General features: G+C 61.2%; 8 protein-coding genes. 3 read left to right on the top strand and 5 right to left on the bottom strand.

The window, feature by feature from the left end; all coding sequences use genetic code 11:
* Positions 1-12 precede the first annotated feature (12 nt).
* The 3 genes from ACZ9BB_RS23280 to ACZ9BB_RS23270 all read right to left on the bottom strand — a co-directional run bounded on the left by ACZ9BB_RS23280 (position 13) and on the right by ACZ9BB_RS23270 (position 3,186).
* Positions 13-942, bottom strand: coding sequence for a diiron oxygenase (locus tag ACZ9BB_RS23280; RefSeq protein WP_476216577.1), 930 nt, complete (start codon positions 940-942; stop codon positions 13-15).
* Positions 939-1,715 carry a DUF3050 domain-containing protein gene (locus ACZ9BB_RS23275; RefSeq protein WP_476216575.1) on the bottom strand — a complete coding sequence of 259 codons (777 nt, stop codon included), beginning with the start codon at positions 1,713-1,715 and terminating at the stop codon, positions 939-941. The genes ACZ9BB_RS23280 and ACZ9BB_RS23275 overlap by 4 nt, the downstream gene beginning before the upstream one ends.
* A 760-nt stretch (positions 1,716-2,475) precedes the next feature.
* Positions 2,476-3,186 carry a GntR family transcriptional regulator gene (locus tag ACZ9BB_RS23270; protein ID WP_476216573.1) on the bottom strand — a complete coding sequence of 237 codons (711 nt, stop codon included), beginning with the start codon at positions 3,184-3,186 and terminating at the stop codon, positions 2,476-2,478.
* 200 nt (positions 3,187-3,386) lie between these two features.
* Between ACZ9BB_RS23270 and lapG the strand changes: the two genes are divergently transcribed.
* The 3 genes from lapG (at position 3,387) to ACZ9BB_RS23255 (ending at position 6,580) form a co-directional block, all read left to right on the top strand.
* Positions 3,387-4,079: a cysteine protease LapG gene (gene lapG, locus ACZ9BB_RS23265; RefSeq protein ID WP_476216571.1), complete on the top strand. Its 693-nt coding sequence runs from the start codon at positions 3,387-3,389 to the stop codon at positions 4,077-4,079.
* Positions 4,080-4,093: 14 nt separating this feature from the next.
* On the top strand, positions 4,094-6,040 hold the full coding sequence (gene lapD / locus ACZ9BB_RS23260) for a cyclic di-GMP receptor LapD (RefSeq protein ID WP_476216569.1): 1,947 nt from the start codon (positions 4,094-4,096) through the stop codon (positions 6,038-6,040).
* A 183-nt stretch (positions 6,041-6,223) separates the two neighbouring features.
* Positions 6,224-6,580: a DUF6124 family protein gene (locus tag ACZ9BB_RS23255; RefSeq protein ID WP_476216567.1), complete on the top strand. Its 357-nt coding sequence runs from the start codon at positions 6,224-6,226 to the stop codon at positions 6,578-6,580.
* A 163-nt stretch (positions 6,581-6,743) separates the two neighbouring features.
* Here ACZ9BB_RS23255 and ACZ9BB_RS23250 read toward each other — a convergent pair whose 3' ends face one another.
* Entirely contained in the window at positions 6,744-7,082 is a 339-nt protein-coding gene (locus tag ACZ9BB_RS23250; protein ID WP_008005691.1) for a hypothetical protein, read from the bottom strand.
* Positions 7,083-7,230: 148 nt separating this feature from the next.
* Positions 7,231-20,466: a retention module-containing protein gene (locus tag ACZ9BB_RS23245; protein WP_476216564.1), complete on the bottom strand. Its 13,236-nt coding sequence runs from the start codon at positions 20,464-20,466 to the stop codon at positions 7,231-7,233.
* Between the last annotated feature and the right edge of the window lie 126 nt (positions 20,467-20,592).

Raw genomic sequence — 20,592 nt, 5'->3', positions numbered from 1 at the left:
ATGTTCTCCTCGTTAAACCAGGTAGTCGCTCAGGGCGCTTTGCACGCACGGTGAATCGAGCAGCGAACTGCTGCGGAAAAACCGCACGATGTTGGCGACCAGCGGGTGATGGCGATTGATCGGGAAGGCCAGCCCCGACACCTCGCTCTTGAGTGCCCGACGTGCGACATCGCTGATCTGCAAGGCGTCGATCAAGCGGAAGTCGAAGGACTTCTGGATGTCATTGGTCAGGTAATGGCCGATAAACACCGGCAAGATTTGCGCGATGCATTGGCGATCGTCCTCATTTGCGGTGTGCCAGTAGATGCGCACCAGCCGTGCCCAGAACCCGGAGTGACGGCCCTCATCGAGCAAGTGGTCGGCCATCAGGCCTTTGATCGACTGCTTGACCGTGTCGTCCTTGGCGAATGCCGCCACATCACCGGTCACGGTGTTCTCGGCGATGGCCACGCAGATCAGCTCCACGGCGGCGCGCAAATGCTCCGGTGCGAGCGCCACGGCTGCCGGGATGGCACGGCTCAGTTCGATTTCATCCGGTAGCTCGATCGGCGCGATGCCGGTCATGGCGACGGTCTGCTGCATGAAGTCCATGGCCACCAAGGCGTGATAATCCTCGTCCACCACCACGGTCATGGCGTCGTAGCGACAGGCGAACGGGAACGCTACGCTGAAGCGGTTTTTGGCGATGCTGCGGGCGGTTTTGTCGACGATCTCGGTTTCGAAAATCACCACGTCGTTGATGAACTTGTAGAGCGTCTGTACCAGGGCGAAGTCCCGTTGCTCCGGGCATTCGCGCAGGAAGGTTTCACTCAGCACCAACGGCTGGCGGCTCAGCGGATAGATCAGTTTTTCGTCGTTCTCCAGCACGCGCCGGGGGCGGGTGCGAATGGTCGCGCGGCTCTCCCAGGCGTCGGCGAAAGATTGGTAGTCGGCGGCGTTCATGCGTGCACCTCCGCCACCGGATCGTTCATGCTCAGGCGCAAGCCGTCCCACAGGGCGATGCGACTTTCCACGGCGGCAATGGCGCTGGCGTAGACGTCTGCTTCGCGCAGTGGATCGCCATCGACCAGGCGTGCGAGGAGTTTTTCCGCAGCCGGGCCATGGTCTTCGGAGTCGACTTCGATGTGCCGCTCAAGGTAGTAGCGAAAGGTCGGCGCCTGTTCGATGCCAATGCCCCAGTCGTCGAGAATCCGCTGAAACATCTGCGGGATGACACTCTCGCGCCCGTGCAGAAACGCTGCTGCCACACTGTGCCCCGGCGCATGCAACGCGGTGTGCAAGGTGTGGCGTACGAACTGCGCCGCCGCCGGGTCGACGTCCACGCTTTGTAAGGCGACGTCGTAGCTCACACCTTCTTTTTGCAGCGCCACGAAGCGTTCGACGGCGACCGTGCTTGCACCGACTTCTCGCATCGCATCCAGGTACAACTCGAAATGGCTGTAGTGACCTTGGACGAGGCGATCGTCGGACTCTTCACCGAGCACGATCTCGTTGATCAACCGCGCGGCCTGAGGATCTCGCGGCGGCAGCCAGGGCAGTTGAACGCAGGTCAATTCCTGTTGCAGGCGCTTGGTCAGCGACATGAAGTCCCACACTGCAAACACATGGGTTTCCATGAAGCGTTGAAGCACCGATAACGAATGTATTTCAGAAAAGATCGGGTGCGCACTAAGTTCTGCTTTCTTCTGATTAAGACGGTCTTTAGTCGGTTTCATGGGCGAGCCTATAAGTGATCTGGAATACCGTTGAGGGTGGTGTTGATCAATAAATGATGGTTGCCTGAAGTTTTATATTGGCGAACGGATGCCTCAATTGAATTGATGTTTGTCAGGTGTTTATAAGTCGCTAGGTTGTGCCTGGTCGCCAGTGTTTATGGGCGGCGGAGAAAAACTAATACATGGGTAAAGTGTCGGGCAAGTCATTTTTTTATTAATTTAAAGTTTAACTTTCTAGAGTGCGACAAGTTCCAATAAAACTTTTATATAAAGTTTTATTTTGGCGTAGTTGCTCCTTTCGGCGTATATAAGCCAAAATTCAAATAAAGAGTGAATGCCTCACTCAAAGCAACTTTTTACTTGGATCGCTGACGTGATTTGAGGGGGTGGAAGTTGGCTGGGAGCGACGCCGGTTTCTTCCTTTCCCGTGGCAAGACTCCTTCCGTAGGTTCTTGGTGCGGGGGACTGCTCCGCGGATGCGGTGCGTCGCCCGTCATTATTCGTTGGCAGCTCAAGAGTGAGCGTAATTCACGGCAGTCGCTATCTCCCCTGCATGATCTGATAGGAGCAATTATCGGGCTCGGGGGTGGCAGGGGCTTTGGGGAGTGGGCATGAAGTCGTTGCACACCGGTGCGGTGTGAACAAAAGGGGGATTTGTAAGCAGATCTGTTCGTCGCGCAGTCCCGGTGCGGATCGGCTAGAAATCGCGGCAAACGAAAGCGAGCCGTTCAATGGGCTCGCTCGGGGTTGTCGCCGCGGTTTACTTCGAGGTTTTCCTGCGCTGCGCCTCAGGGCTTGCGAGGTAGCGCGTGATGACTTCGACACCCCGGTTGAGGTGGTTTTCGAGCAGCATCGCCGAGTGCTCGACGTCCCGCTCTTCGGCGGCTCGCAACAACGCTCGGTGATCTTCCTGGGACAGTTTGCCCAGGCCCATGGCTTCCAGGTTGAAGCGCAAGAAGCGTTCCTCTTCGTTCAACCCGTCTTCGACCAGTCTCAGTAACCGCTGGTTGGGGGCCTTGCTGTAAAGCGCCATGTGGAACAAGCGATTGAGTCGGCCGATCTCGGTGTAGTCGTGTTCCGTTTCCAACTCGTCGATATAGCGGGCAGCCTGTTTGAAATCGGCGTCTTCAAGCAGGGGGATCGACCGGCGCAGGGCTTCGGATTCCAGCAGGATCCGCAGCTCATAAGTTTCGGCCGCATCGCCTTGAACCAGCGGTGCGACCACCGCGCCTTTATGGGCGACCACATTGAGCAGAGATTGTGCTTCAAGCTGGCGCAAGGCTTCGCGCACCGGCATGCGGCTGACGCCGAACAGATCGGCGAGGTCTTGCTGACGCAGGGCCGTGCCGCAAGGAATGCGACCGTCGAGAATGGCCGCGCGCAGGGTTTCTTCGATCACCGAGCGTGCCAGGTGAGCGGGAATCGGCCCGTTGACCTTGATACTACTGAGAGGGTTGGGCTTCTGTGTCACAACAAACGCACCCTGATTGGCTGAAGAAATCTGGATCCAAATGGACACTAGTGACTGCCTGACGGGTTGTCAAACGGGCAAAGGATTGCATTACCTTAAAGTCTAGCGTGCCGACAGTGATCTCACCGTGCCATTGTCTTTTAGCAGGCTAACCTTCACCATCAAGCGGAATTCCATCTGCCCTATCTGGATGCCTCGCATTGGCGGTACGTTTCGCGATCCCTCGGACTTTGCGCTGGCTAGGCTGCGCACTGCTGCTGGCCGGCGCCATGCTGGGCGGGCTGCATGCCGATTGGGATTTTTCGCTGATCAGCCGTCGCGCGCAGGCGTTGTACGGGCCTTTGGGGGAAGGGCGGCAGCGCATCGATGCGTGGCAGCAGTTACTGGCCACGCAGAAGCAGGTCGATGAGATGGAACAGCTCAACGTGGTCAACCGGTTCTTCAACAAGCAGATGCGTTATGAAGAAGACATCGATCTGTGGCACGAGGTCGATTATTGGGAAACGCCGATCGAAGCCTTATGGAAAGGTGCCGGCGACTGCGAAGACTACGCTATCGCCAAGTATTTCAGCCTGCGCCATCTCGGAGTTTCCAGTGACAAGCTGCGCATCACCTACGTCAAGGCTTTGCGCCTGAACCGGGCGCACATGGTCCTGACCTACTACTCGAGCCCCGAGGCCATGCCTTTGGTACTCGACAGTCTGGTCGACGCGATCAAGCCTGCCAACCAGCGAACCGATTTGCTCCCGGTCTACTCTTTCAATGCCGAAGGATTGTGGTTGCCGGGCGCCAAGGGCAACAAAAAGGTCGGAGACACCAAGCGTCTGTCCCGCTGGCAGGATGTGTTGAAGAAAATGCAGGCCGAAGGTTTCCCGGTCGAGACGACTAACTAGGAGCACGCGCTCAGATGTCTTTGTTCAAACAGCTGTTGATCGCTATCTGTCTGTTCCTGGTGGTCGCCTTCACCGGCAGCTTCATGGTCAGTCTGGAGAGCTCACGCACTCAGTACGTCAACCAGCTGCGTTCCCACGCCCAGGACGCCGCGACGGCGTTGGCGCTATCGCTGACACCGAACATCGACGACCCGGCGATGGTCGAGTTGTTGGTCAGTTCGATCTTCGACAGCGGTTATTACGCGAGCATCCGCGTGGTCGATCTGGCCAACGACAAGACGATTGTCGAGCGCAGCGGCATCCCTGCGGTCACCAACGTGCCGGACTGGTTCGTCAGGCTGATCGGCCTGGAACCGGCCGGTGGCGATGCGCTGGTCAGCCGAGGCTGGGAGCAGGCCGCGCGGGTTGAGGTGGTCAGCCATCCAATGTTCGCGTTGGCCAAGTTGTGGCAGAGCGCGTTGGGCAGCCTGGGCTGGTTGCTGATCTGTGGCGCAGTGAGTGCGGTGCTGGGCGCGCTGTTGCTGCGTCGGCAATTGAAACCGCTGGACTACATGGTCAAGCAATCCCACGCCATTGCTCGCCGGGAATTTCTCAGCCTGCCAGAACTGCCGCGCACCCCGGAACTGCGCCGCGTGGTGCAGGCCATGAATCAGATGGTCGAGAAGCTCAAGGCGTTGTTCCAGGAACAGGCCGAACGCAGTGAAAAGCTGCGGGCCGAATCCTATCAGGACAACCTGACCGGCCTGGCCAACCGGCGCTATTTTGAAATGCAATTGAACGCGCGGGTGAGCAATGCCGAGCAGGCCAGCTCGGGTTATCTGTTGCTGTTGCGGGTGAAAGATCTGGCCGGGTTGAACCAGCGGCTGGGCGGCCAGCGTACTGATGAATTGCTCAAAGCGGTCGGCGAGCAGTTGTCCCGCGAGTGCGCCAAGTACCCGGAAACCCAGAATCTCGTCACGCGGATTCGTGGCGGTGAATTCGCCGTGCTGGCGCCGGGGCTGGTGCGCGAAGAAGCGCTGCAACTGGCGAGTAACCTCGACAGTGCCTTAGCAAGCCTGCATGCGACGGGTGCCACGGACGTGGCCTCGGTGGCCTCGATCGGGCTGGCGCCGTTTGCTCATGGCGACTCGCCGCAAGCGGTGATCGGTTTGGCCGATCAGGCACTGGCCCAGGCGGAAAGTCAGGGCGAACCGAGTTGGGCGTGCCTTGATCAAGGCGCTCCGGCCCGGGTTGGCGACGATCATCATGCCTGGCACACCTTGCTGGATCAGGCGTTGAATCAGCAACGTTTCGAGCTGTACTTCCAACCGGTGGTGGCCAGCCAGGACACGCACTTGGTGCTGCATTACAAAGTGCTGTCGCGCCTGCTCGACGAGCAAGGCCAGATCATCCCCGCCGGACGCTTCTTGCCTTGGCTCGAGCGTTTTGGCTGGACCGCACGGCTGGACCGTTTGATGCTCGAACTGGTGCTTGAGCAGATGGCCGAGCATGAAGAGTCGCTGGCGCTGAACCTGTCTTCGGCGACACTGGCGGATCCACAGGCGTTGAACAAAGTGTTCGACATCCTGCGTCAGTATTCGAATCTCGGGGAACGATTGACCCTGGAAATCGGCGAAGAACAATTGCCCGAGCAGGCGGTGCTGGAACAGCTGACACGGCGTCTGCGCGAACTCGGGTTCTCGCTGAGCCTGCAACGCTTTGGTGGGCGTTTCAGCATGATTGGCAACCTGGCGCGGCTTGGGTTGGCGTATCTGAAGATCGACGGCAGTTACATTCGTGCGATTGACCAGGAGAGCGATAAACGTCTGTTCATCGAGGCGATTCAGCGGGCGGCGCATAGCATTGATTTGCCGTTGATTGCCGAACGGGTCGAGACCGAAGGGGAGTTGTCGGTGATTCGCGAGATGGGGTTGTATGGGGTTCAGGGGCAGTTGTTTGGTGAGCCTAAGCCTTGGCAGTAGCCCACTGATCGTTCCCACGCTCTGCGTGGGAATGCAGCCTGTGACGCTCCGCGTCACAACGGTGTCAGGCGCAACGTCGGCGGTGGGGCTGGAACGCGGAGCGTCCCTTGAGGCATTCCCACGCAGAGCGTGGGAACGATTACCGCTAGCGAAGTCCTAGGAGATTTCCTTCAGGTTGTAGCGGTGTTGGTGAACTTGTCCGGGCTCAGGCTCAGGGCTAGTCTGGCTTTTGGCGGCTGCGCGCAGGAGATTCTCGGATCTGCTGGGTGTCCTAAACAGTCCCGGTCTTGCACACCTGCGCACAGCCGCCACCTCTTCACCGTCTCTCCCGACATCGACACCGAAGCCCTTCTGGCCAACGCCTCAGAAGACTTGCTGTCCATCAGCGCCATTGCCGCCGACCTGGCGGACGATGTGGAAGGCTCACGGCGTTCAGTAGCCCTGGCGCTTAGCCGAATGGCCGATGGCGTGCAGTTATTGGTGGAGCGGGCGCTGGATCACCTTGAATCGCCGCAGATGCAGACTCGGGCCGAGGTTTAGCGTGAGGTAGCACAGATGATCGTTCCCACGCTCTGCGTGGGAATGCAGCCCGTGACGCTCCGCGTCACAATGGTGCCAGGCGCAACGTCGGCGGTGGGGCTGGAACGCGGAGCGTCCCTTGAGGCATTCCCACGCAGAGCGTGGGAACGATCGGCGTCGGGCGTTAGATCAACCCTGTCTCATCATCATCGATCAACTGGCTCAACCCGCCCAACGCTTCACGGGCCTGGGTCCGGTCCATCAGCTTGGCCTGCGCAGCGGCCGGCAGGTCGGTAACGCGGATCACGCCTTTTTGGGTCAGCACCTGGATCAAGTCGTCGAGTACCCGGATCATTTCCAGGTCGCTCTGCTTGAGCTGCTTGAGGCTGGTTTCAACCACTTCGTGGGCATACCAGGCCTGGATTTCATGGTGGTCGGCCGGCAGCGTTTCCGTGGCCTCGGCGTAGGCCGTGGCTTCCACGCGCACTAACTGACCTTGCGCATCGCGTTGCACGTAAAACATTGAGCATCCCTCGGAAATGGACCAGCGTCATGCTGTCAGCAGCATAGGCCAACGCAGGCGAGTATGCGGTGCGACGACGAAATCGTCACCCGTGAGGTGGACGCAAACGTGACGGCCGCCCGGTTTTTGGCGGCCGTCAGCTCACGGATCAGCTGTTGTTGTGATCGATCTTGATGGTCGGGTCACTGCCGGCGATCAACGAGTTGATGCTGGCGCTGGACCAATTGTTACCTTCCAGTTTGATCGTCACGTCCGGGGTGGCCGCTGCTGCGTCAGAGCTGTTGAACTTGCCGGCGGAGCTGACTTGCAGCGACGACACGCCGTCCACGGTGGTGATCTTCAGGAAGTTGTCGATGGTGCTGCCGCTTTCGCCCTGCAACAGATCATGCAGGTCGATGCGGTCGCCTTCGCTGGCCTTGAAGTCCTTGATCACATCGCTGCCGGTATCGCCAGCCTTCCAGATGAAAGTGTCGGCACCCGAACCGCCAATCAGGATGTCATTGCCTTGACCGCCGATCAGCGAGTCATTGCCGCTGCCGCCGAGCAGAATGTCATTGCCCTTGCCGCCGTCGAGGAGGTCGTTGCCACCCTGACCGAAGAGAATGTCGTTGCCCGCGCCACCCAGCAGCGTGTCGTTACCGTCATGGGCGCCAGACACGTCGAACGCGGTGTAGTGCTCAGTGATGTACTGGTGCACGTTGCTGGTGGTGACTTTGCTGACGTCGACGCCGGTCTGCTGGGCCACGAACGCCTGCATGGCCTGATAACCCTCGCCGGCAATGCCGTTGAAGCTCACCAGATCGCCGAACAGAAGGTCGTTGCCGTCACCGCCGCTGACCGTGTCTGCACCCGGCAGTGTCGCTTCGGTATGGCCGATGATCGAGTTGGCCAGGTCTTTCGGGTCGATGTTGGTTTGTGGCGTTTGATCCGAGTCGTACGGCTTGAGGTCGCCGAGGGTGACGTCTGTGTTCAGGCCGATCGCTTCCACCGTCGACACGTTGCTCAGCAATGTGAAGCCGCTGGAGGAGTTGTCGATGGCGGTGGAATCGGTGCTGTAGCCGGTGCCATCGCGATAGGACAGTTCGTACGTGCCGTTACCCTCGGCATGGAGGGTGCCCAGGTCAGAACTGTGCCAGTTGCCCTTTTTATTCTGAGTCAGCAGCGTGACGTTGCCAGCGCTGTCGATGGTCAGCTGGTGAGTGCTGTCCAGGTAGCTGGAATAGGTCTGCCCCAACTTGTAGTTGGTGGTGGTGATGACGTCATCGAGCTTCACGTTGCCGTACAAGATCGGGTTGGTTTGCTCGCCGCTCTGGTAGTAGGTCGGCTTGCCGTCGGTGATGAAGTACGTGAGGTTCTTCGCGCCAGTATTGGCAATCGCGTCGGCACTCTGGAACCAGTTGGCCGTGGTTTTGAACACGTCCTCGTAGTTGGTGCCGCCGCCGGATGACATCGAGTCCAGAACGGATTTGAGCAAGGTCAGTGCGTTCGGGTCGTTCAGGTTCACCGACACCGATTTGTTGACCTGGTTATCGAAGTCCGCCAGGAAGATATTCACAGTCCCGGAGTTACCGCCCAGGCTTTGCTTGAGAGTGTTGAACACCGCCGTCAGCGAATCCTTGGCGGCGCTGATCGAAGAAGCGCTCATGCTGCCCGAGCTGTCGACCATGAATGCGATGTTGTAGTTGGTGCCCGGCACCACGGTCAGCCCGCCGATGTCGGCGACCATGATGTCGTTGCCATCGGTGCCGGTGATGGTGTCGTCGGCCGCTGTGGCGGTGGTGGCGTTGTAAGCCGCCGGGTACACCGTGACCGGGATCTGCGTGGTACTCAGTGCCGAACCGCCCTGGGCTTCGGTGGATGTCGATGTCACGGTCAGGGTGAACTGGCCGTTGTAGTACGGCGGCGGAGTAACGGTCAGCGTGCCGAGGTTCCAGCCGGTGACGTTGGCTTCACCGTTGGTGGTGGTGAAGGTGTGGCCCGCGCCATCACTGAGCACCGAGCCCTCCGGCATGCCACTGATCTTCACGCTCAGGCTTTCAGAGCCATCGGTGTCGGTCAGAGCGGTCTTGATCGCGGACAAGTGAACGCTGGTGCCTTCGGCACCTTCATTGAGTCTGTAGCCGTCGTAGTAACCTTCGCCATTGGTGCCATGCAGGTCGGAAACCGTCACGCCAGAAGCGGCCAGATCCGCCACGCCGGTGTACAGCGGCACGCCGGCGCTGCTCAGGTCGACTGCCGCACCACCATTGACCGACAGGTTGACGTCATAGTTGCCCGGGCCACTCTGGTTGTGGTGGTAGATGTCCAGGGTGTAGTAACCACTGGTGGTCGGGGTGAACGAGCCGTTCAGGCTGCCGCCTGCGCCCCACGTGGTGGCGGCCACGTTTTTACCGCCGATGGTCACCAACAGGCTGTCGTCACCGGTACCGCTGAAGGTGTATGTCTTGCCGGCTTCGAGGTAAATCAGGCCCGACGTTTTCGACGCCGTGCCGGCCGTGACGCCACCATTGGACTGAACGTTGGTCACGGTGCTGCTGGAGTTCGGTGTACCCGCGCCGTCGATGATCGATTTCAGCGTGCCGGAAGACGCGCCGCTGCCATCGGTGCCAAGGCCCGACAGACCGGTCCAGACTTCCTTGATCAGCCCGGTGGACTTGACGCTGTTGTCCGCGACGCTCAGGGAAGGCGCGTCGGCAACCGGTGTGATGTCGATTTTCACCGTGCCGGTGTTGCCCAGCAGTTGACCGTCGGTTGGCTGGAACTTGATCTGCGCGTAGTCCGCCTGCTTGTTGCCCACGCCGCTGCCGCCGTAGCCATCGACGCCCGATTCGTTGGCATCTGGCGTGAAGCGCAACTTGCCGGCGTCGATGTCGGCCTTACTGAAGGTCTGGTTGGTGGCCACGTCTTTCCAGGTCGCACCGTCCAGGTACTGCAACTTGCCGTCGCCCGGCAGCTGAGTGATTTTCACCCCCAGGTTGGCGGTGGGGCTGTCGACATCGCTGACGCCGAAGGTCGACCAGCCGAGGATCAGCGGGGTGTCTTCGGTGCCGGTGACGTTAACCGGTGCGGCGGTCGGCGCATCGTTCACAGCCACCACGTTGACGGTGGTGGTTGCGGTGTTGGAGTAGTTGCTGCCATCGGTCACTGTCACGGTGATGATCCGCGGCACGGTGCTCGGATCTTCACTGCTGTTGGTGAAACTGATGTTCTTGATCTGCTGCATGTAATCGGCCAGCGTCGCGTTGCCCGACAGGGTCAGGGTGACGGTGCCGTCCTGGCTGTTGGCGTTGATGCTGATGCCGTTGACGCTGTTGCCCAGGTTCAGCGCATCGCCCGGCTGACGGTTGGTCAGCACGATGGTGGCGCCGGTCAGCATCGTGCTGTCCGGGTCGGTGATGGTCAGGTCGGTATCACCGATCGACACGCCCTGGCCCGTGGTGCCTTCGGTGAAGGTCACGTTGTAGTTGGCCCCGGTGGCGCCGCTGGAGTTGTTGGCGTCCAGGTCGAGGACCGGCGCGGCATCGTTGTCGATGATCGAGGTGCTGACGCTGACGCTGCCGTTGGTAGTGCTCACCGCGAGATTTTCGAAGTTACCCCCGGTGGCCGAGTCGATCTTGACTACGAAGTTCTCTGTGCCTTCGGTGAGCTTGTCGTCCAGTGTCGCGACGTTGAAGCTCGCGCTGCTGGCGCCGGCCGGGATTTTCACGGTGTACACGCCGGTGAAATCCGAACCGTCGGCGGCGGTGCCGCTGTAGACGATTTTCAGCGTCACTTCGGTTTGCGCCGGGTGGGTCAGGCTGACGGTGTAGCTGGCGGTCTGGCCTTCGGTGACCGAGGTGCTGCCACTGATGCTGACTTCGGTTTTGTCGATGGTATCGGTGACGGTGGTGACCGCCGGGGCAGTGCTCGCAACCAGGTTTTCGAAATTGCCACCAGTGGCAGTGGAGATGGTCGCCTGGACTGTGCCGGCGTCTTTGTAAACGTCATCGGATGGAGCTGGAACGGTCACGGTGCCGGTGGTTTTACCGGCGTCGATGGTGATCACGGCGCCGTTCGACAAGGTCACGGTCACTGGCGTGCCAGCGGCGTTGGTCAGGGTCGCGGTATAGGTGATCTGGCCACCTTCGGCGACCGAGTTGGACGCACTCAGGCTGAGGTTGGTGGTGTCGACGGTGTCGGTCACGGTGGTGCTGACCGGCGTTTTGTCCGCCACCAGATTTTCGTAGTTGCCGCCGCTGACGCTGGTGATCGAGTTGGTCAGCGGAGCATGGCCGGTCAATGCGTCGTTCGGCGCGGCGGTGGTCACGGTACCAGTGGTTTTGCCGACGTCGATGGTGATCGTCTGGCCGTTGGCCAGGGACACGGTGACCGGGCTACCCGTCACCGGCGCACCGACGGTTGCGGTGTAAGTGACGGTGCCGCCTTCCGCCGCCGAAGCAGTGGCGTTCAGGGTCACGGTCGAGGTGTCGATGGTGTCGCTGACGGTGGTGACCGCCGGGGCAGTGCTCGCAACCAGGTTTTCGAAATTGCCACCGGTGGCGGTGGAGATGGTCGCCTGGACTGTGCCGGCGTCTTTGTAAACGTCATCGGATGGAGCTGGAACGGTCACGGTGCCGGTGGTTTTACCGGCGTCGATGGTGATCACGGCGCCGTTGCTCAGGGTCACGGTGACCGGAGTGCCGGCGGCGTTGGTCAGGGTTGCGGTGTAAGTGATCTGGCCACCTTCAGCGACTGAGTCTGTCGCGCTCAGGCTGAGGTTGGTGGTGTCCGGGGTGTCGGTCACCGAGGTGTCCGCCGACTTGCCGTCGACTTCCAGTTTCTCGTAGTTGCCGCCCTTGGCATCGTCGATCTTCACGCTCAAAGAACCGCCCCCGGCCAGGGCATCGTTTGGCGCAGTGAAGTTCACGCTGGCACTGCTCGAGCCGACCGGGATGGTGATGGTCTGGCCATTCGACAGGGTCACGACCACTGGCGAACCGGTGACCGGTGCCGACACGGAAGCTGTGTAAACCACGGTTCCGCCTTCAGCAACGGTAGACGTCGCGGTCAGGTTGACCGTGGATGTGTCGATGGTATCGGTGACATCGGTAACCGCCGCCACTGGGCTGGTGGCCAGGTTTTCGAAGTTACCGCCCGCCGCATCCTTGATGGTCACTTCGACTTGCCCAGCGTCTTTGTAGACGTCGTCCTTCGGCGCGTCGACAGTCACGCTGCCGCTGGTGGCGCCGGCGGCGATGGTGATCACGGCGCCGTTCGACAGGGTCACAGTCACCGGCGTGCCGGCGGCATTGGTCAGCGTCGCGGTATAAACGATCGAACCGCCTTCGGCCACCGAATCGGTTGCGCTCAGGCTGAGAGTGGTGGTGTCCTGAGTATCGGTAATCGAGGTATCGGCCGACTTGCCGTCGACTTCCAGTTTCTCGTAGTTGCCGCCCTTGGCATCGTCGATCTTGACGCTCAGCGAACCGCCACCGGCCAACGCATCGTTGGGTGCGGTGAAGTTGATACTGGCACTGCTCGAGCCGACCGGGATGGTGATGGTCTGGCCGTTGGACAGGGTTACAACCACCGGCGAGCCGGTGACCGGGGCCGACACGGACGCGGTGTACACCACGGTGCCGCCTTCGGCGACGTTCGCGGTGGCAGTCAGCGAAACGGTACTGGTATCGATGGTGTCGTTAACAGTGGTGACCGCCGGGGTGTTGCTGGTGGCCAGGTTCTCGAAGTTGCCGCCCGCAGCATCCTTGATGGTGACTTCGACCTGGCCGGCATCCTTGTAGACGTCGTCTTTTGGCGCATCGACGGTTACGGAACCGGTGGTTTTGCCCGCCTCAATGGTGATCACCGCGCCGTTCGACAGGGTCACAGTCACTGGTGTGCCGGCGGCATTGGTCAGGGTCGCCGTATAGGTGATCTGGCCGCCTTCATCTACAGCGCCGGTCGCAGTCAGCGACAGGTTGGTGGTGTCCGGAGTATCGGTGATCGAGGTATCCGCCGACTTGCCGTCAACTTCCAGTTTCTCGTAGTTGCCGCCCTTGGCGTCGTCGATCTTGACGCTCAGCGAACCGCCACCAGCGAGGGCATCGTTTGGCGCAACGAAATTGACAGAACCGCTGCTGGCACCGACCGGAATGGTGATGGTCTGGCCGTTGGACAAGGTCACGACCACTGGCGAACCGGTGACCGGTGCCGACACGGAAGCTGTGTAAACCACGGTTCCGCCTTCAGCAACGGTAGACGTCGCGGTCAGGTTGACCGTGGATGTGTCGATGGTATCGGTGACATCGGTAACCGCCGCCACTGGGCTGGTGGCCAGGTTTTCGAAGTTACCGCCCGCCGCATCCTTGATGGTCACTTCGATTTGCCCAGCGTCTTTGTAGACGTCGTCCTTCGGCGCGTCGACAGTCACGCTGCCGCTGGTGGCTCCGGCGGCGATGGTGATCACTGCGCCGTTCGACAGGGTCACAGTCACTGGCGTGCCGGCGGCATTGGTCAGAGTCGCGGTATAAACGATGGAGCCGCCTTCGGCCACCGAATCGGTCGCCGACAGGCTGAGGGTGGTGGTGTCAGCGGTGTCGGTCACCGAGGTGTCGGCCGACTTGCCGTCGACTTCCAGTTTCTCGTAGTTGCCGCCCTTGGCGTCGTCGATCTTGACGCTCAGGGAGCTGCCACCGGCCAAGGCATCGTTCGGCGCGGTGAAGTTGAGGCTGGCGCTGCTCGAGCCGACCGGGATGGTGATGGTCTGGCCGTTGGACAGGGTCACAACCACTGGCGAACCGGTGACCGGCGCGGACACGGACGCGGTGTACACCACGGTGCCGCCTTCAGCCACAGTGCTTGTCGCGGTCAGATTGACGGTCGAAGTGTCGATGGTGTCGGTGACGCTGGTGACTGCCGGAATGGTGCTCGGCACCAGGTTTTCGAAATTGCCACCGGTGGCGGTGGAGATGGTGGCCTGGACCGTACCGGCATCTTTGTAAACGTCATCGGATGGAGCCGGAACGGTGACAGTGCCGGTGGTTTTGCCGGCGTCGATAGTGATCACGGCGCCGTTGCTCAGCGTTACGGTGACCGGTGTGCCGGCGGCGTTGGTCAGAGTCGCGGTATAAACGATGGAGCCGCCTTCGACCACCGAATCGGTCGCCGACAGGCTGAGGGTGGTGGTGTCAGCGGTGTCGGTCACCGAGGTGTCCGCCGACTTGCCGTCGACTTCCAGTTTCTCGTAGTTGCCGCCCTTGGCATCGTCGATCTTGACGCTCAGCGAACCGCCACCGGCCAACGCATCGTTCGGCGCGGTGAAGTTGACACTGGCACTGCTCGAGCCGACCGGGATGGTGATGGTCTGGCCGTTGGACAGGGTCACGACCACTGGCGAACCGGTCACGGGTGCCGACACGGAAGCCGTGTAAACCACGGTCCCGCCTTCAGCCACAGTGCTGGTCGCGGTGAGGTTGACGGTCGAAGTGTCGAGGGTGTCAGTCACCTCGGTGACCGTCGCTGCCGGATTGGTGGCCAGGTTTTCGAAGTTGCCGCCTGCGGCATCCTTGATCGTCACTTCGACCTGGCCGGCGTCTTTGTAGACGTCGTCCTTTGGCGCGTCGACAGTCACGCTGCCGCTGGTGGCGCCGGCGGCGATGGTGATGACGGCACCGTTCGACAGGGTGACGATGACTGGAGTGCCGGCGGCATTGGTCAGGGTCGCGGTGTAAACGATCGAACCACCTTCAGCGACGGAGTCGGTCGCCGACAGGCTGAGGGTTGTGGTGTCCGCAGTATCGGTAACCGAGGTGTCCGCCGACTTGCCATCGACTTCCAGTTTCTCGTAGTTACCGCCCTTCGCATCGTCGATCTTGACGCTCAGCGAACCACCACCAGCCAAAGCATCGTTGGGCGCAACGAAGTTGACCGAACCGCTGCTGGCGCCGACCGGAATGGTGATGGTCTGGCCGTTGGACAAGGTGACGACCACTGGCGAACCGGTGACCGGCGCGGAGACGGACGCGGTGTAGACCACGGTACCGCCTTCGGCGACGTTCGTGGTAGCACTCAGCGAAACGGTGCTGGTGTCGATGGTGTCGTTGACGGTAGTGACTGCCGGGACAGTGCTAGGAACCAGGTTCTCGAAGTTGCCGCCGGTCGCGTCTTTGATGGTCGCTTCGACGGTACCGGCGTCTTTGTAGACGTCGTCCTTTGGCGCATCGACGGTCACGGAGCCGGTGGTTTTGCCCGCTTCGATGGTAATCACGGCGCCGTTGCTCAACGTCACAGTCACTGGTGTGCCGGCTGCGTTGGTCAGGGTGGCGGTGTAGGTGATCTGGCCGCCTTCATCCACGGTGCCGGTCGCGGTCAGCGACAGGTTGGTGGTGTCCTGAGTATCGGTAACTGAGGTGTCGGCCGACTTGCCGTCGACATCTAGCTTCTCGTAGTTACCGCCCTTCGCGTCGTCGATTTTCACGCTCAGCGAACCGCCACCGGCCAACGCGTCGTTCGGCGCGGTGAAGTTGACGCTGGCGCTGCTCGCGCCGACTGGAATGGTGATGGTCTGTCCGTTGGACAGGGTGACAACCACTGGCGAACCGGTGACCGGTGCCGACACGGACGCGGTGTAAACCACCGTGCCGCCTTCGGCGACGGTAGACGTCGCGGTCAGGTTGACGGTTGAGGTGTCGAGGGTGTCAGTCACCTCGGTGACCGCTGCCTCTGGGTTGGTCGCCAGGTTCTCGAAGTTGCCGCCTGCGGCATCCTTGATGGTCACTTCGACTTGTCCGGCGTCTTTGTAGACGTCGTCCTTTGGCGCGTCGACGGTCACGGAGCCGGTAGTTTTACCCGCTTCGATGGTGATGACGGCGCCGTTGCTGAGCGTGACGGTCACAGGTGTGCCGGCGGCATTGGTCAGGGTCGCGGTGTAAACGATCGAACCACCTTCAGCGACCGAGTCAGTCGCCGACAGGCTGAGGTTGGTGGTGTCTGAAGTATCAGTTATCGAGGTGTCCGCCGACTTGCCATCGACTTCCAGTTTTTCGTAGTTGCCGCCCTTGGCGTCGTCGATCTTGACGCTCAGGGAGTTGCCGCCGGCCAGGGCGTCGTTTGGCGCGGTGAAGTTCACGATGGCGCTGCTCGAGCCAACCGGAATGGTGATGGTCTGGCCGTTGGACAAGGTGACGACCACTGGCGAACCGGTGACCGGCGCGGAGACGGACGCGGTGTAAACCACGGTCCCGCCTTCGGCAATGGTAGACGTCGCGGTCAAGTTGACCGTCGTAGTGTCGATGGTGTCGGTGATGCTGGTGACTGCCGGGACAGTGCTAGGAACCAGGTTCTCGAAATTGCCACCGGTGGCGGTGGAGATGGTCGCCTGGACCGTGCCGGTGTCTTTGTAAACGTCATCGGATGGAGCCGGGACGGTGACGGTGCCGGTGGTTTTGCCAGCGTCGATGGTGATGACGGCGCCGTTGCTGAGCGTGACGGTCACAGGTGTGCCGGCCGCGTTGGTCAGGGTCGCGGTGTAGGTGATCTGGCCGCCTTCATCCACGGTGCCGGTTGCGGTCAGCGACAGGTTGGTGGTGTCCTGGGTATCAGTCACCGAGGTGTTTGCCGGCGTGCCATCGACTTCCAGCTTCTCGTAGTTACCGCCCTTGGCGTCGTCGATCTTGACGCTCAGGGAGTTGCCACCGGCCAGTGCATCGTTTGGCGCGGTGAAATTCACGCTGGCGCTGCTTGAGCCGACTGGGATGGTGATGGTCTGGCCGTTGGACAAGGTCACAACCACCGGTGAACCGGTCACTGGAGCCGACACGGACGCGGTGTAAACCACGGTTCCGCCTTCGGCAATGGTAGACGTCGCGGTCAAGTTGACCGTAGTAGTGTCGATGGTATCGGTGACGCTGGTGACTGCCGGGGAAGTGCTAGGAACCAGGTTCTCGAAATTGCCACCGGTGGCGGTGGAGATGGTCGCCTGGACCGTGCCGCTATCTTTGTAAACGTCATCGGATGGAGCCGGGACGGTGACGGTGCCGGTGGTTTTGCCGGCGTCGATGGTGATCACAGCGCCGTTGCTGAGCGTGACGGTCACAGGTGTGCCGGCTGCGTTGGTCAGGGTCGCTGTGTAAACGATGGAGCCACCTTCAGCCACCGAGTCGGTCGCGCTCAGGCTGAGAGTCGTGGTGTCTGCTGTGTCGGTAACCGAGGTGTCGGCCGACTTGCTGTCAACCTCCAGCTTCTCGTAGTTGCCGCCCTTGGCATCGTCGATCTTGACGCTCAGCGAGTTGCCGCCGGCCAACGTATCGTTTGGCGCGGTGAAGTTGACGCTGGCGCTGCTCGCGCCGACCGGAATGGTGATGGTCTGGCCGTTGGACAGGGTCACAACCACTGGCGAACCGGTCACCGGCGCGGAGACGGACGCGGTGTAAACCACCGTGCCGCCTTCAGCCACAGTGCTGGTCGCGGTGAGGTTGACGGTTGAAGTGTCGAGGGTGTCAGTCACCTCGGTGACCGCCGCTGCCGGATTGGTGGCCAGGTTTTCGAAGTTGCCGCCTGCGGCGTCCTTGATCGTCACTTCGACCTGGCCGGCGTCTTTGTAGACGTCGTCCTTCGGTGCGTCGACAGTCACGCTGCCGCTGGTGGCACCAGCGGCGATGGTGATCACCGCGCCGTTCGACAAGGTCACGGTGACCGGAGTCCCGGCGGCGTTGGTCAGGGTCGCGGTGTAAACAATGGAGCCGCCTTCAGCGACCGAGTCGGTTGCCGACAGGCTGAGGGTCGTGGTGTCCGCCGTGTCGGTGATCGAGGTATCCGCCGGCTTGCCATCAACTTCCAGCTTTTCGTAGTTACCGCCCTTGGCATCGTCGATTTTCACGCTCAGCGAACCACCGCCGGCCAACGCATCGTTTGGCGCGGTGAAGTTGACGCTGGCGCTGCTCGCGCCGACCGGAATGGTGATGGTCTGGCCGTTGGACAGGGTCACGATCACTGGGGCGCCGGTCACCGGAGCAGTGACGGAAGCCGTGTAAACCACGGTCCCGCCCTCAACAACGCCTGCGGTAGCAGTCAGCGAAACCGTGCTGGTATCGAGGGTGTCGGTGACGCTGGTGACAGCGGCCGTCGAGTCAGTCACCAGGTTTTCAAAGTTACCGCCCGCAGCATCCTTGATCGTCACTTCGACTTGGCCGGCATCTTTATAGACGTCATCGGCAGGGGCGGCGACGCTCACGCTGCCAGTGGTCGCGCCTGCGGCGATGGTGATCACGGCCCCGTTGCTCAAGGTCACGGTAACCGGTGTGCCCGCCGGATTGGTCAGGGTCGCGGTGTACAGAATCTGACCACCTTCGGCCACTTCGGTGGACGCCGACAGGCTCAGGCCGGTGTCATCTTTTGAATCGGTGAGGGTGGTGACCGCCGGCTCGGTACTCGGGGTCAGTTGTTCGAAATTGCCGCCGCTGGTGCTGGTGATCGTAGTGCTGACGGTGCTGCCATTGTTGTAGACGTCGTTGGCCGGCGTATCGACTGTCACGCTGCCGGTGGTCTTGCCCGCTTCGATGGTAATGACCGAGCCATTGCTCAAGGTCACGGTCATCGGCGTGCCGGCCGGGTTGGTCAGGGTGGCGGTGTAGGTGATCTGGCCGCCTTCGACGACGGTGCCGGTGGCGCTGAGGCTCAGGCCGGTGTTGTCGATCGAGTCGGTAATAGTGGTGACGGCCGGCGTGGTGCTCGGTACGAGGTTCTCGAAGTTGCCGCCGGTAGCGCCCGTAATCGTGGTACTGACGGTGCTGCCATTGTTGTAGACGTCATTGGCCGGGGTATCGACGTTCACGGAACCGGTGGTTTTACCGGCTTCGATGGTGATGGTCGAACCGTTGGACAGAGTGACGGTGACCGGCGTTTGCGCCGGGTTGGTCAATGTGGCGGTGTAGGTGATCTGGCCACCTTCAGTGACGCTGCCGGTGGCGGACAGAGTCAGGCCAGTGTCGTCGACCGAGTCGGTAATGGTGGTAACCGCCGGGGTCGGGTTCGGTACCAGGCTCTCGAAGTTGCCGCCGGTAGTCCCGGTAATCGTGGTGCTGACGGTGCTGCCATTGTTGTAGACGTCATTGGCCGGGGTATCGACGTTCACGGAACCGGTGGTTTTACCGGCTTCGATGGTGATGGTCGAACCGTTGGACAGAGTGACGGTGACCGGCGTTTGCGCCGGGTTGGTCAGGGTGGCGGTGTAGGTGATCTGGCCGCCTTCGGTGACGGACGAACCGGCCGTCAGCGTGACGGTGGTGGTGTCGACGGAGTCGGTGATGGTGGTGACGGCCGGAGTTGGGCTCGGTACCAGATTCTCGAAGTTGCCGCCGGTAGCGCCGGTAATCGTGGTGCTGACGGTGCTGCCATTGTTGTAGACATCATTGGTCGGCGTCGGAACATTGACGCTGCCGGTGGTGTTGCCCGCGGCGATGGTGATGGTCGAACCGTTGGACAGAGTAACGGTGACCGGCGTCTGCGCCGGGTTGGTCAATGTCGCGGTGTAGGTGATCTGGCCACCTTCGGTGACGGTCGAGCCAGCCGTCAGCGTGACGGTAGTGGTGTCGACTGTATCGGTGACCTGGGTCACCGCCGGAACTGTCGGCGGGGTGACCACGATACCGCTGCCGCCCGTGGTACCGGTGACAGTCACGTTGATCTGGGTCGGATCGTTATAAACAGTGTCGTTCGGCGCCAGCGGAACGTTGACCGTGCCAGTGGTTTGGCCGGCTGCGATTACGATTACCGAGCCGTTGGACAGGGTGATGGTCAGGTCGGTCAGCGGCGCCTGGGTCAGGGTCGCGGTGTAAACCAGCACGCCACCGGCCTCGGTGATGGTCGGCGTGGCACTCAGGCTCAGGGTCGATTCGCGCAGCGTGTTGGCACTGGTGTCAGCCGTTTGCACGCCGGTGGTGTCTTGTGTTGCCAAGGCAGCAGTGGCAAGGCCCGCGGTCGGGAATCCGATGGTCGGGTCGACCCGGGCGGCGGTTGCCTCCAGGGCCACGAAACTGTGGCCGCCCCCGGCAGAGCCGCCCGCGCTCGCAGCGGTCGGGCCGGCTGCTGTGGCTTCAAGAGCGGTGGTCGGGTCGACGCCGGCGGCGATGGCTTGTTGCAATTCGTCAACCGATGGCGCGGCTTGTGCAGTGGCTTGCGCAAGGTCGGTGCTGGAATCCGGATCGCTGCCGCTCCACTGAGTGTCGCGGCCCAGGTCCAGGGTTCGGCCATCAGCCAGCTCAAGGGTGACGGCGCCAGCGGCATCGGTGTCTACCTGATCGCCGACAAACAACCGGTCGCCTTCAACGAGTACGCGGCGGATGCCCTCTGGGGACACCGCGAAAACCTGACCAACAATGCTTTTGACGATGGCAACAACACTGCTCATTGAAGACTCTCCGGGTGTCACGTTCAGTTGACTTCCATGAACCGGTCGGGGGTGTTCGCCGATCGGGGCTGGACGTACTTTCAAGATTTTCGATGCATAACTTTGACGCCAAATGGTCAATTATTT

It is taken from the genome of Pseudomonas sp. TE3552 (genome assembly GCF_056278945.1).
This window is presented reverse-complemented; position numbering and strand designations above follow the sequence as displayed.